This is a genomic window from Pseudomonas sp. BP01 (genome assembly GCF_022760795.1).
Lineage (GTDB): Bacteria > Pseudomonadota > Gammaproteobacteria > Pseudomonadales > Pseudomonadaceae > Aquipseudomonas > Aquipseudomonas putida_Q.
On record NZ_JAFBKA010000013.1, the window covers coordinates 135,076 to 148,362 of the forward strand.

Below are 13,287 nucleotides of genomic sequence, written 5' to 3' on the forward strand. Positions count from 1 at the left end.
TCCCCGATCAGTCCGGGGTGATCTGCGCTTTCATCGCGGCCAGGAAGTGTTCGCTGTAAGGCGGCAGCAGGCCCCACTCACCGCGCGGGTCATGCTCGGGCGCCTTGAGTACGGTGCGCAGGTGGCTGAATTCGATAAAGCCTTCGCGACCGTGGTAGTGGCCCATGCCTGACCCGCCAACACCACCGAACGGGGCATCATGCAAGGCGGCATGCATCATCACATCATTGAGGGTGACACCGCCGGACAGTGTGTGCTCCAGCACCTGGCGCTGCTCCTTGGCGTCGCTGCCAAAGTAGTAAAGGGCCAGAGGCCGCGGGCGGCTGTTGATCTGGGCGATGACCTGGTCAACCTCATCAAAGGGCAGCACCACCATTGCCGGGCCGAAGATTTCTTCATGCAGAATCAGGCTGCCTTGGGGCGGGTCGATCACCAGTTGCAGCGGTCGGCGCCGGTTTTGCTCATCAGCCGCTTGCGCGTAGGGCAGGCTCACTACCCGGGCACCGGCTTGCAGCGCCTGCTGAACCAGGTTTTCAACACGGGCCAGGTGCTGGGCATTGACCACCGCGACCACGTCCGGGTTGTCGCTCACCTCAGGGATGAACTGGCGGTAAGCGCTGGCAAAGGCCTCAAGAAAGGTTTCCAGCTGCTCGCGTGGCACGTAGACCAGGTCCGGGTTGATGCAGACCTGGCCACTGTTGGTGGTCTTGGAAAGCGCAATACGAAACGCTGCGGTGCCCAGGTCGGCGCTGCGGGCGACGATGACCGGCGACTTCCCGCCCAGTTCCAGCGTCAACGGCACCAGGTGCTCGGCCGCGTTACGCATCACGGACCTGGCCACCGCGGTACTGCCGGTAAAAACCAGGTGGTCGAACGGCTGTGCGGTAAATGCCTGGGCCAGGTCGGCGCCACCGGTGACCACAGCCACCTCGAGCGGATCAAACACCTCGGCAAACAGCTTCGCTACCAGCGCAGCAGTGCGTGGCACTACCTCCGAAGGTTTGAGAATCGCCCGGTTACCCGCCGCCAACGCCGAACCCAGGGGGCTGAGCAAGGTATACAGCGGGGCGTTCCAGGTGCCCAGAATGCCCACCGTACCCTTGGGCTGATACATCACCCAGGCCTCGGCGCCCAGCTGATCGTAGGGGCTGAAGACTGGCCGCGGCTCATCCTGCATCCATCCCTCGAGGTGGTCGCGCGCATGCTTGAGCGAACCCAGCGAACCCAGCACATCATTCATCAACGAAAAACCCTGGGGGCGGCCGCCAAAGTCGGCATCCATCGCCTCGGCCAGCGCTTCGTGATGCGCCACCAGCATGTCGATCACCCGCTGGATCCGCGCGCGGCGCGCCACGGCAGTGACAGCCCCTTGAGCGTTGAACGCGGCCTTTTGTTCACGCAGCAAGGCCGACAGCGTGTCGACGGAAGAATTTGCACAACTCATTGGTGCCTCCTCAACTGAACAAGGGCCAGCATGTCGCCGCTGTGCCCACCATGGCCGTCGTTGCACGACGCCCTGCCCCGCAAACTAGCCCCAGGCCCCGGAGACCGCCTCGTCCAAGTGGACGATCGAGCCAAAAACGTTAGTCCGTTGAGACGATGCAAAGCCCCGTGACGCTGGGAATACTGCCAGCACGCACACTCATTCCATGAGGCCCATCATGGCAACGCCCGCCTGTTTCGACCCTCAAGCGTTTCGCGCCGCGCTCGGCACCTTTACCACGGGAGTGACCATCATCACTACCCAGGCCGAAGATGGCTCGCCGGTTGGCATCACCGCCAACAGCTTCAACTCGGTCTCGCTCAACCCACCTCTGGTGCTCTGGAGTCTGTCCAAGAACGCCCGCAGTCTGCCGGTGTTCAGCGGTGGTCGCCACTGGAACGTGCACGTTTTGTCGACAGAGCAGGAAACCCTGTCCGGCCGTTTTGCCCGCCAGGGTGAAGACAAGTTCTCCGAAATCCAGCTCGACACCGGCATCAGCGAGGCACCACTGCTGCAAGACTGTACGGCGCGCTTCCAATGCCGCACGGCCTTCCAGTATGAAGGCGGCGACCATGTCATCTTCGTCGGCGAAGTGCTCGCCTTCGACCATAGCGACCGCGCGCCGCTGGCCTTCCAGAGTGGCCAGTACGCCTTGGCAATGCGCAAGCCGCGCAACGAGCTGCGCCTGGCAACTACCCCGCCACCGCCCGAGTGTAGTTACACCGAAGACTTGCTCGGCTACCTGCTCGGGCGCTCGCACTACCAGATGCTGTTTGCACTGCGCCGTCTGCTGAAGAACCAGCAGCTCGATGAACACGCGTTCTTCATCCTCTCCACCCTGTGCATTCGGGACAACCTGACCCTGGACGAGATCAACGCCTTCGTCGGCTACACCGGCCATGTGGTCAGCGCCACCAGCATGCGCTTCCTGGAACGCCAGAACCTGGTCGCCCGTGAGCTTGATAATGAGCAGGTCCGCTATGTACTCACAGCCGACGGGCGGGAGGCTTCGTTGCAAGAGGTAGCCCTGGCCAAAGCCGTCGAGGAGGACATCGCCGCCCGTCTCGGCGCCGGCGACAGCCAGGCACTCAAGGTGTTGCTCAAGCGCCTGATCGCCACCTCCGACCCGGGCTTGCCGGACCTGTGGGCGCCGCGCTAAGCACTGTGAATTCCCTGAACCATTAGAACAACAAGGACAGCCATGAGCATTCTGCAACGCTTCAACCTCACTGGCAGTGTCGCCATTGTCACCGGCAGCGGCCGCGGCATCGGTCGTGCCATTGCCCTGGCCTACGCCGATGCCGGCGCTGATGTGGTCTGCAGCGCCCGTTCGCTGGCAGATGTCGAGGCCGTCGCCGAAGAGGTGCGCAGCCGAGGGCGGCGCGCCCTGGCCTTGAGCTGCGATGTCACCGACAGCGAGCAGCGCTGCGCCTTGGTCGCCAACGCCGCCGAACAGCTGGGGCGCATCACCCATCTGGTCAACAATGCCGGCGGCGGCGGCCCCAACGACCCGCTTAAGATGAGCCCGCAAGACTTCGAGCAGGTGTTGAACTTCAATGTCAGCGCCGCCTATGCCCTTTCACAGCTGTGCGTACCCCTGATGCGCGACGCCGGGGGCGGCAACATCATCAACATCACCTCGGTCGCCGCCCGTTACGCCCAGCGCCACTTCAGCGCCTATGGCACCGCCAAGGCTGCGCTGACTCACCTGACACGCCTGCTGGCACAAGAGTTCGCGCCGCAGATCCGGGTCAATGCGGTGGCGCCGGGGCCAATCCTGACCGACGCCCTGGCCGGGGTCATGCCCGATGCCATGCGCAAGACGATGGAAAGCAACACCCCGCTCAAATGCCTGGGCCAACCAGAGGACATCGCCGCCGCGGCCCTTTACCTGGCAAGCCCCGCCTCGGCCTGGGTCACCGGCAAGATCATCGATGTCGATGGCGGCGCCGATTCCAGTGTCTGGCCGGGTTGAGGCCTGTTTGCCGGGCGTGCCTGCAGATGGCCCGGCCTGTTATCCACTTGCCACAGAGCGACCTCCCTATGGATGCGCAACTGATTGAAACACTGGGCGACGAGCTGTTCCACGCCCTGAACGCACGCCAGAGCCTGCCCCCGCTGACACTGCGTTACCCGGCTATCAGCCTTGACGACGCCTACCGGATTTCCCGGCGATTTCTGGCGCGTCGTCAAACGGTGGGCGAGCAAGTGATCGGCAAGAAAATCGGGGTGACCAGCCGCGCCGTGCAAGAAATGCTCAATGTGCATCAGCCCGATTTTGGTTTTCTAACCGACCGTATGCAGGTTGCCGATGGCAGCGACATCAGCTTTGCTGCCCACCATCTGGTGCAGCCACGGGCCGAAGGCGAGATTGCCTTTGTACTGGGCGAAGACCTGCAAGGTACCGATATCAGCGCCAACGATGTGCTGGCGGCCAGCGAGTGGGTTATGCCGTGCTTCGAAATTGTCGACTCGCGTATCGAGAACTGGCAGATCCGCATTCAGGACACCGTTGCCGACAACGCTTCATGCGGTGTTTTCGCCCTGGGCCAGCAGCGCGTCGATCCGCGTGAACTGGACCTGGCCGAGGTCCAGTTGCACCTGTTCAAGAACGGCCTGCCGGTGGGCAGCGGCCTGGGCTCGGCGGTGCAAGGCCACCCTTGCGCCGCCGTGGCCTGGCTGGCCAACACCCTGGGCCGACTGGGCATCCCGTTTCGCAAGGGCGAAATCATTCTGTCCGGCGCCCTCGCGCCACTGGTACCGGTCGCACCGGGTGACTTCGTCAGCCTGTCGCTGAGCGGCATGGGCGAGATGCACCTGAACTTCGTGCCCTGAGCCTGCGGCCCTCCCTTCTTCCGATCGAGAACAACGCCATGAGTAAAAAGATAAAATGCGCCCTCATCGGGCCCGGCAACATCGGTACCGACCTGCTCTACAAGCTCAAGCGCAGTGAAGTACTGGAGCCCGTCTGGATGGTGGGTATCGACGCCACCTCCGAAGGCCTGGCCCGCGCCACCGCGCTGGGCTTGAAAACCACCAGCGAGGGCGTCGATGGCCTGCTACCGCATGTACTGGAAGACGGCATCCAGATCGCCTTCGATGCTACCTCCGCGTATGTGCATGCCGAAAACAGCCGCAAACTCAATGCCCTGGGTGTGCTGATGATCGACCTGACTCCGGCAGCCATCGGCCCCTACTGCGTGCCCCCGGTCAACCTGAAGCACAACCTTGGCCTGGGCGCGATGAACGTCAACATGGTGACCTGTGGCGGCCAGGCGACCATCCCGCTGGTGGCCGCGGTGACCAGCGTGCAGCCGGTGGCCTACGCCGAGATCATTGCCACGGCGGCCTCGAAATCGGTCGGCCCGGGCACGCGCAAGAACATCGATGAATTCACCCGCACCACCGCGGCGGCCGTGGAACAGGTTGGCGGCGCAAAAAAGGGCAAGGCAATCATTATCGTCAACCCCGCCGAGCCGCCGCTGATCATGCGCGACACCGTGCACTGCCTGACCGAAACCGAGCCTGACCAGGCAGCCATCACCGCCGCGATTGCCGGCATGATCGAGCAAGTCCAGCGCTATGTGCCCGGCTACAAGCTGGTCAACGGCCCGGTGTTCGACGGCAACCGGGTGTCGATTTTCATGGAAGTCGAAGGCCTGGGCGACTACCTGCCCAAATATGCCGGCAACCTCGACATCATGACCGCCGCCGCCGCGCGCACCGCCGAGATGTTTGCCGAAGCAATGCTCAAAGACGATTTGACCCTGCGTGCCAGCACCCCACAACCTGCCATCGCCTAAGGAGCGCACCATGGACCTTCACGGCAAATCCATCACCGTCCACGACATGTGCCTGCGTGACGGCATGCACCCCAAACGCCACCAGATCACCCTGCAGCAAATGAAAGACATTGCCTGTGGCCTCGACGCCGCCGGTGTGCCGTTGATCGAGGTGACCCATGGCGATGGCCTGGGTGGCAGTTCGGTGAACTATGGTTTTCCGGCGCACAGCGACGAGGCGTATTTGTCGGCGGTCATCCCGCTGATGAAAAATGCCAAGGTCTCCGCACTGCTGCTACCGGGCATCGGCACGGTCGATCACCTGCAGATGGCCTACGAACTGGGTGTCAGCACGATTCGCGTCGCCACTCACTGCACGGAAGCAGACGTTTCCGAACAGCACCTTGGCGCGGCCCGCAAGCTGGGCATGGACAGCGTCGGGTTCCTGATGATGGCCCATATGAACAGCCCGCAAGGCCTGGCCACCCAGGGCAAGCTGATGGAAAGCTACGGGGCCAATTGCATCTACATCACCGACTCGGCCGGCTACCTGCTGCCCCATGACGTCAGCGCGCGGGTCGCGGCGTTGCGTGCAACGCTCAAGCCCGAGACTGAAATCGGCTTCCATGGCCATCACAACCTGTCGATGGGCGTGTCCAACTCAATCGCGGCCATTGCCGCTGGCGCCACCCGTATCGATGCCGCGTGCGCAGGCTTGGGCGCGGGCGCCGGCAATACCCCCATGGAAGTGCTGGTGGCCGTCTGCGACCGCATGGGCATTGAAACTGGCGTGAGTGTATTTGGTATCCAGGACGTTGCCGAGGACCTGGTGGTGCCGATCATGGACTTCCCGATCCGCAGCGACCGCGATGCCCTGACCATGGGCTATGCCGGTGTCTACGGCTCGTTCCTGCTGTTTGCCAAGCGTGCTGAAAAAAAGTACGGCGTCCCGGCGCGAGAAATTCTTGTCGAAATGGGCCGGCGCGGCATGGTCGGCGGGCAGGAAGACATGATCGAAGACACCGCCATGACCCTGGCCAGGCAACGCCAAGCCAGCGCCTGACCGCTTCACGGGGCCCAGGCACAGCTTGGGCCATTGCCCATCTCTGCGGTTTGACCGGGAGTCATCCATGAGCAGTACGCACCCTCAACCCATCGGCTGGCGCAGCCATGGTCTGCTGTTTGTGCTCGCGATGATGTACGCCGATAACTTTGTCGGGCGGCAGATCATTGCCGTGATGATCGAACCGCTCAAACAAGAGTTCGGTGCCAGCGACACTGCCATGGGCCTGGTGTCGGGCCTGGCCTTCGCTGCCGTCTATGTGCTGCTGGGCCTGCCTGCCGGGCGCCTGGCCGACCGCCTGTCACGCACACGCCTGCTGGCCATCACCTGCTCGTTGTGGGCGCTGGCAACGGTGGCCTGCGGCCTGTCTACCAGCTTTGCGATGCTGGTAATCGCGCGCATGGCGGTAGCAGTCTTCGAGTCACCAAGCACCTCTACCTCGATGTCGATCATTGCCGATATCTACCCACCGCACCGGCGTTCTTTTGCCATCAGTTGCTACACCGCCGCACCGACGTTTTCGACCATCGTTGCCCTTAGTGCCGGCGCCTGGGTGGTCGACCAATATGGCTGGCGCAGCGCTTTTTTTGCTGTCGCCCTGCCCTCCCTGCTGATCAGTGCGGTGTTTGCCTTTGTGATGCGCGACCCGGTACGTGGTCGCTTCGACCTCCCCCATAGCCACGCCAGCCAGGCTGCACCGCCCATTCAAAGCCTGCTGGGCAGTGCTCGTGCACTCATGGCACAACCGGCCTACCGTTGCCTGGTACTGGCTTGCGGCATCACCACCTTCAGCGCCTACGCCTTTGCCATGTGGAATGCCAGCTTCCTGGTGCGATCGCATGACCTGCCCCTGCACTACGCCGGCCTCCTGGCCGGCTTGGTCGGCGGCACCTTTGCCGGGCTCGGGGCGTTGTTCAGTGGGTGGCTGACTGACCGCTTGGTGATCAGGAGCCAGCAGTGGCAAATCGGCATTCCGCTCATCGGCCATGTGCTCGGCAATTGCGCGTTGATCATTTACCTGCTTTGGCCACGCGACATCCTGCTGCATGTGGGTGCGGTTCCGGTACCCAGCGCGATGCTCTGGTGCGCGCTGGGCAGCTTTTTCTCGGTATGGTGGGTCGGCCCCTGCTTCTCGTTGTTGACCCAGTTGGTGCCCGCCCACCGCCGGGCGACCGCCGTCGCCCTGCAGACCATCATCTCGACCTTGTGTGGGGTCGGTATCGGGCCATTGGCAACCGGGCTACTGAGCGATGTACTGATGCCATTGCTGGCGGACGAGTCGCTGCGCTACGCCCTGCTGCTGGTCAGTCTTACCATCGTCATACCGATCGTGCTGCTCTGGCGGACCTATCAGCACCTGGCCGTCCCCTCGCGGCTTTCTGCCTATGCCTGAAACCTGAACATTGGCGCAGAATCGCCGATCAACTAGTTGAAACGGACGATCCACCCGCACATTCCCTACGTTACCGTCCTTGTCAGACACCCGCTGCCCCGCGTTCGCAATATCAATGACTGGAGAGCTTATGAGGATACTGGTAAGCGTCAAACGAGTGGTCGACTACAACGTCAAGGTTCGCGTCAAAGCGGACAACTCCGGCGTCGACCTTGCTAACGTCAAGATGTCCATGAACCCCTTCTGCGAAATCGCCGTGGAAGAGGCCGTACGCTTGAAGGAAAAAGGCGTTGCGACCGAGATCGTCGTCGTTTCCGTCGGCCCGACCACTGCCCAGGAGCAACTGCGTACCGCCCTGGCCCTGGGTGCCGACCGTGCCATCCTGGTAGAGGCCGCTGACGAGCTGAACTCCCTGGCGGTGGCCAAGGCGCTGAAAGCCGTTGTCGACAAAGAGCAGCCGCAGCTGGTCATCCTTGGCAAGCAGGCCATCGACAGCGACAACAACCAGACCGGCCAGATGCTGGCTGCGCTGACCGGCTACGCCCAGGGCACCTTCGCCTCCAAGGTCATCGTTGCTGGCGACAAGCTGAACGTCACTCGTGAAATCGATGGCGGCTTGCAGACCGTGTCGCTGAACCTGCCAGCCATCGTCACCACCGACCTGCGCCTGAACGAGCCACGCTATGCGTCGCTGCCGAACATCATGAAGGCCAAGAAAAAGCCGCTGGAAACCGTCACGCCAGCTGCGCTGGGCGTTTCCCTGGCCTCCACCAACAAGACCCTGAAAGTCGAAGCGCCGGCAGCCCGCAGCGCGGGCATCAAGGTCAAGTCGGTGGCCGAACTGGTCGAGAAGCTGAAGAACGAAGCGAAGGTAATCTAAATGACTATCCTGGTTGTCGCTGAATACGAAGCCGGCGCCGTTGCCCCGGCCACCCTGAACACTGTCGCCGCAGCCGCCAAGATCGGTGGTGATGTGCACGTGCTGGTCGCAGGCCAGAACGTCGGTGGCGTTGCTGAATCCGCTGCCAAGATCGCGGGTGTGGCCAAGGTGCTGGTTGCCGATAACGCCGCCTACGCCCACGCCTTGCCGGAAAACGTCGCGCCGCTGATCGTCGAGCTGGCAAAGGGCTACAGCCACGTGCTGGCCCCGGCCACCACCAATGGCAAGAACATCCTGCCGCGCGTTGCCGCGCTGCTGGACGTGGACCAGATCTCCGAGATCATCTCGGTCGAGTCCGCCGACACCTTCAAGCGCCCGATCTATGCCGGTAACGCCATTGCCACCGTGCAATCGAGCGCTTCGATCAAGGTCATCACCGTGCGTACCACCGGCTTCGACCCAGTCGCCGCCGAAGGTGGCTCGGCGGCTGTTGAAGCGGTGAGTGCCGCGCACAACGCCGGTATCTCGGCCTTTGTCGGTGAAGAGCTGGCCAAGTCCGACCGCCCAGAGCTGACCGCTGCCAAGATCGTTGTTTCCGGCGGCCGCGGCATGGGCAACGGTGACAACTTCAAGCACCTGTACAGCCTGGCCGACAAGCTTGGCGCTGCCGTCGGCGCTTCGCGCGCTGCGGTCGACGCAGGCTTCGTGCCGAACGACATGCAGGTCGGCCAGACCGGCAAGATCGTTGCGCCACAGCTTTATATCGCCGTCGGTATCTCCGGCGCGATCCAGCACCTGGCCGGCATGAAAGACTCCAAAGTGATCGTTGCGATCAACAAGGACGAAGAAGCGCCGATCTTCCAGGTAGCCGACTACGGCCTGGTCGCTGACCTGTTCGAAGCGGTTCCGGAGCTGGAAAAGCTGGCCTGACCCGCCTGCCTGGTTTTTGAAGAAGCCCGGCCCTCTTACAAAGGGTCGGCTTGCAAATGCTTCTTCAAAAAAGCCCGGGTACGATCCTGCACCGGGTTCCTCAGGATGTCCCCCGGAGCCCCTTGTTCCACAACAACCCCGCCATCCATGAATACGATCTGGTCAGCAACCTCGCCGGCAAAGCGCATCTCATGCGTGACGATCAACATGGTCATGTGCTCGGCCGCTAGTTGCTTCATCACCAGGTTCACTTCTTCCACGAGCTCCGGGTCCAGGGCTGAGGTTGCTTCATCGAACAACATGACCTTGGGTTGCATGGCCAACGCCCGGGCAATGGCCACGCGCTGCTTCTGCCCACCGGACAAGCGCGAAGGATATTCATCGATCTTGTTAGCCAGCCCGACCTTGTGCAGGTACTCCAAGGCCAGCGCTCTGGCCGCAGTTTTCGAGTAGCCTTTGAGCTTCACAGGTCCTATCGCGACGTTTTCACAGACGGTGAGGTGCGGGAACAGATTGAAGTGTTGAAACACCATGCCCATTTGCTGGCGCACCCGATTGATGTGCTGCTCGAAGGCGCGGCCTTTCAAGGGCCGGTTGACCTGAGCACCATCCAGCCAGATTTCACCGCCATTGAGCACTTCGAGATGGTTGATCGACCGCAGCAGGGTACTTTTGCCAGAGCCACTCGGGCCGATGATAGCGAAGATCTGCCCACGCGAGACCGACAGGTCGATGCCCTTGAGCACCTCAAGTGTGCCGTAGGCTTTGCGAGCGCCCTTCACTTCTACCATAGCGTTGTTGTTCATCGTGACATCTCGACCTTGGCTTCAATAAGATGCAACCCGGCCTCGAGCACCAGGTTGGCCACGTAGTAGATCACTGCGACGGCGATATAGAATTCGAACGGGCTGTACGTTTCGCTGACGGCCAACTGGGCGCTGTAGACGAGTTCGGCAATACCGATGATCGATACCAGTGAAGTATCCTTCAGCAACACAATGAGATTGTTCCCCAGCGGCGCAATGGTTTTTCTGAGCGCCTGCGGAACAATGATGTAGCGCTGGGTCATGGCCTTGCTAAGGCCAATCGAGCGCGCGCCCTCTATCTGGCCTGGGTCCACCGCCTCGATCCCGGACTTGATCACCTCGGCGTTGTACACCGCAAAATGCAGGCTTAGCCCCATTATCCCCGCAGCCAGCGCCGGGATATCGATACCGACCTGAACCAGCCCGTAATAGATCAGATACAGTTGCAGCAACAATGGCGTGCCCATCAACAGCCAGGTCACGAAACGCACAGGCAGTGCCATGGCTTTCGGCGCATACAGGTCGATCAAGGCAAATAACACACCCACCGTCAGGCTGATGACGCTGGAACAGAGAAACATGACAACCGTCCACCACAGACCGGTTGCCAGCATTTCATAGTAAGGCGTGATGACACTCAGGTTGAACCCTTCCACTGGCACTCCTCACTGGGTTGCGTAGCGCCGGTCCAGCACTTCCACCAGGTACTTGACCGCGTAGACCATGACGATATAAAGCAGCGCCGACACCATGAATATCTCGAACGGTTTGTAGGTTGAACTGATGAAGCGCTGCGCGGTGTAAGTCAGTTCGACCACCGAAATGGCCGACACCAGGGCAGAACCCTTGATCAGCCCGATAGCATTTACGCCAAGCGGCCTGATCATCAGCTTCATTGCCTGGGGAATGATGATGAACAACAGCGTCTGGCTGCGGCTGAAGCCAATCGACCGTGCGCCCTCCTCCTGGCCTGGGTCGACATTATCGATAGCCCCTCGAATGGACTCCGACATATACGCCGCGATATTCATGCCTAAACCGATCACCGCAGCAGCAAACGGCTCAAGCTCAATACCTATCTGTGGCCCACCAAAATAGATAATGAACAACTGCACCAGGCAGGGTGTGCCGCGAAATACGCTGACGTAAATCTTGGCTGCCCACCGCAGGATGATAAATGGCGATAACCGGCACGCCACCAGAACGATTGCAAGGAGTAAACCCAGTAAGAGTGATAGCAACGAAATCTGCACAGTTACCCAGGCGGCTTCCAGAAAGAACGGGTAGGTGCGATGGATCAATGACAGGTCCATAAAAACCACTCACAAAATTCAGCCAACCCGGCCCAACCTGTTGGTCAGGCCACTCCAGGTGTGCATCAGCGAATGTCGCTACCCACCCATTTCATGGAGATTTCTTTATAGGTGCCATCGGCCAGGATCTCGTCCAGGGCCTTCTGCAACTGGGCCTTGAGTTCAGGGTTGTTTCTGCGAATGGCAATGCCCAGGCCTTCACGGCCACCCTGTTCGTCCGGCAAGCTGATGATGCGTACTTTCTGCCCGGTTTCCTTTACCGCAACCATGACCGGAATGCTGTCCATCACTACCGCGTCGATACGACCGGCTTCCAGGTCCACCAGCATTTCCGGTAAGCCTTTATAGGTGCGCACTTTAAGATTGCCGCGATTACGCGCCCATTTGTCATGCGAGTCGCCCAACGTGACGCCGACGGTGACATCCTTGAGGTCATCAAGCCCCTTGATCGGAGAGTCTTCCTTGACGCCGATGGTACGGCCTGCGTGGTAATAGGGGCCTACAAAGTCAACGGCTTTCAGCCGCTCAGGGGTAATGGTCATCGAGGCGATGACAGCGTCATACTTCTTGGCCAACAGCCCGGCGATAATCCCGTCAAACGGCGTGGTGATAATTTTTAAATTCACACCCAGACGCTGGGCGAGTGCTTCACCAATGGAGGCATCGAAACCGACAACTTCATTCTTTTCATTGGCAAAGCTGAAGGGGGAGTACTGGCCACTCATTGCCACGCGCAGTACTTTTGAATTTTGAACGGCCTGCAGATCATCGGCGTGCGCCATGCCGTGAGAAAATAATGCAGCCGCTGCAACAGCGGTGGAAGCCAGTAGCATCCTGGTTTTTCTTGCCAGCATCGAGGCACTCCTTGAAAGTTTCTATTTCTTATTGTCCTGGGCGCTGAAGTCCCAACCTTCACTGAGAGCTTTGCACACTGAAACCTTGAAATCACCCTGCAATGTGCGTGTTCGGGTGGCACATTGCCGGAATCGGCCGACATAGTGTCGGCGCTACTTCGGGCTTTGGAATAACTGGAGTAGTGTCTGGCGATGCACTAAAAACAAGCGAGTACTCGGCTGGTTTGCCCCCCTGCACTTTACCGGGGCAGCCGGTCATTTACCGGTGATCAGGGGGGAGTGTCAGCATTGCGCGAATTAGACGTCAAAGATCGGGAAATCCTCGAAATACTCTCCAAGGAAGCACGTGTGGCACTCAAAGCGCTGGCTGCAAGAGTTGGCTTGTCAAGAAGTGCCACCAGCGAGCGGGTTTTGCAGTTGGAGCGTAGTGGGGTCATTCGCGGGTATCGCGCCGACATCGGTGAAATCGATGCCAATGTCATACGGGCAATCATCCTGGTAGCGCTGAAACGTACACCGGCACTTGGGCTGTTGGACCTTCTGGCACAGAACGCCCAAGTGAAACGGGTTTCATCGGTCAGCGGGCAGCTCGACCTGATAGTGGAGGTCGAAGCACGGACGATTGATGACTTGAACCGTGTACGGGACGCCGTGGCGTGCCACGATTCTGTAGACGACATCACCACGGCGGTAGTGCTGCGGCGTGACATAGACCGGCAGAAGGCGTGATGCAGGAGCGGCCTTGTGTCGCGAAAGGGCTGCGCAGCAGCCCCAGGGTTTCAG

At 60.8% G+C, this 13,287-nt stretch carries 14 protein-coding genes; 9 read left to right on the forward strand and 5 right to left on the reverse strand.

Annotated elements, in window-relative coordinates:
• Positions 1-7: 7 nt before the first annotated feature.
• Entirely contained in the window at positions 8-1,444 is a 1,437-nt protein-coding gene (locus tag JOY50_RS14035) for an aldehyde dehydrogenase family protein (protein ID WP_138736430.1), read from the reverse strand.
• A gap of 217 nt (positions 1,445-1,661) precedes the next feature.
• Here JOY50_RS14035 and JOY50_RS14040 point away from each other — a divergent pair, with 217 nt between their 5' ends.
• The 8 genes from JOY50_RS14040 to JOY50_RS14075 all read left to right on the forward strand — a co-directional run bounded on the left by JOY50_RS14040 (position 1,662) and on the right by JOY50_RS14075 (position 9,531).
• Positions 1,662-2,642 (forward strand): flavin reductase, encoded by a 981-nt coding sequence (locus JOY50_RS14040; protein ID WP_016499795.1) that lies wholly within the window; start codon positions 1,662-1,664, stop codon positions 2,640-2,642.
• A 42-nt stretch (positions 2,643-2,684) separates the two neighbouring features.
• Entirely contained in the window at positions 2,685-3,458 is a 774-nt protein-coding gene (locus tag JOY50_RS14045; RefSeq protein WP_243055431.1) for a glucose 1-dehydrogenase, read from the forward strand.
• A 68-nt stretch (positions 3,459-3,526) separates the two neighbouring features.
• Positions 3,527-4,318 carry a fumarylacetoacetate hydrolase family protein gene (locus JOY50_RS14050; protein WP_243055432.1) on the forward strand — a complete coding sequence of 264 codons (792 nt, stop codon included), beginning with the start codon at positions 3,527-3,529 and terminating at the stop codon, positions 4,316-4,318.
• Between the two features lie 38 nt (positions 4,319-4,356).
• Entirely contained in the window at positions 4,357-5,286 is a 930-nt protein-coding gene (locus JOY50_RS14055) for an acetaldehyde dehydrogenase (acetylating) (protein ID WP_243055433.1), read from the forward strand.
• A gap of 10 nt (positions 5,287-5,296) precedes the next feature.
• The gene (gene dmpG / locus JOY50_RS14060; protein ID WP_138736434.1) at positions 5,297-6,328 is read left to right on the forward strand and encodes a 4-hydroxy-2-oxovalerate aldolase; all 1,032 of its coding nucleotides are present in this window, start codon (positions 5,297-5,299) and stop codon (positions 6,326-6,328) included.
• A gap of 67 nt (positions 6,329-6,395) precedes the next feature.
• Positions 6,396-7,721 carry an MFS transporter gene (locus JOY50_RS14065; protein WP_243055434.1) on the forward strand — a complete coding sequence of 442 codons (1,326 nt, stop codon included), beginning with the start codon at positions 6,396-6,398 and terminating at the stop codon, positions 7,719-7,721.
• Between the two features lie 130 nt (positions 7,722-7,851).
• The gene (locus JOY50_RS14070) at positions 7,852-8,601 is read left to right on the forward strand and encodes an electron transfer flavoprotein subunit beta/FixA family protein (RefSeq protein ID WP_132845774.1); all 750 of its coding nucleotides are present in this window, start codon (positions 7,852-7,854) and stop codon (positions 8,599-8,601) included.
• Positions 8,602-9,531, forward strand: coding sequence for an electron transfer flavoprotein subunit alpha/FixB family protein (locus JOY50_RS14075; RefSeq protein WP_138736437.1), 930 nt, complete (start codon positions 8,602-8,604; stop codon positions 9,529-9,531).
• A 35-nt stretch (positions 9,532-9,566) separates the two neighbouring features.
• Here the strand turns inward: JOY50_RS14075 and JOY50_RS14080 are convergent, their stop codons facing one another.
• The 4 genes from JOY50_RS14080 to JOY50_RS14095 form a co-directional block, all read right to left on the reverse strand.
• Entirely contained in the window at positions 9,567-10,322 is a 756-nt protein-coding gene (locus tag JOY50_RS14080; RefSeq protein ID WP_243055440.1) for an amino acid ABC transporter ATP-binding protein, read from the reverse strand.
• An 11-nt stretch (positions 10,323-10,333) separates the two neighbouring features.
• Entirely contained in the window at positions 10,334-10,993 is a 660-nt protein-coding gene (locus JOY50_RS14085; protein WP_243055435.1) for an amino acid ABC transporter permease, read from the reverse strand.
• Between the two features lie 9 nt (positions 10,994-11,002).
• Positions 11,003-11,650: an amino acid ABC transporter permease gene (locus JOY50_RS14090; RefSeq protein WP_019473559.1), complete on the reverse strand. Its 648-nt coding sequence runs from the start codon at positions 11,648-11,650 to the stop codon at positions 11,003-11,005.
• 65 nt (positions 11,651-11,715) lie between these two features.
• Positions 11,716-12,504 (reverse strand): ABC transporter substrate-binding protein, encoded by a 789-nt coding sequence (locus JOY50_RS14095; protein WP_132845781.1) that lies wholly within the window; start codon positions 12,502-12,504, stop codon positions 11,716-11,718.
• 288 nt (positions 12,505-12,792) lie between these two features.
• Here JOY50_RS14095 and JOY50_RS14100 point away from each other — a divergent pair, with 288 nt between their 5' ends.
• On the forward strand, positions 12,793-13,233 hold the full coding sequence (locus JOY50_RS14100; RefSeq protein WP_024717903.1) for an Lrp/AsnC family transcriptional regulator: 441 nt from the start codon (positions 12,793-12,795) through the stop codon (positions 13,231-13,233).
• Positions 13,234-13,287: the final 54 nt, after the last annotated feature.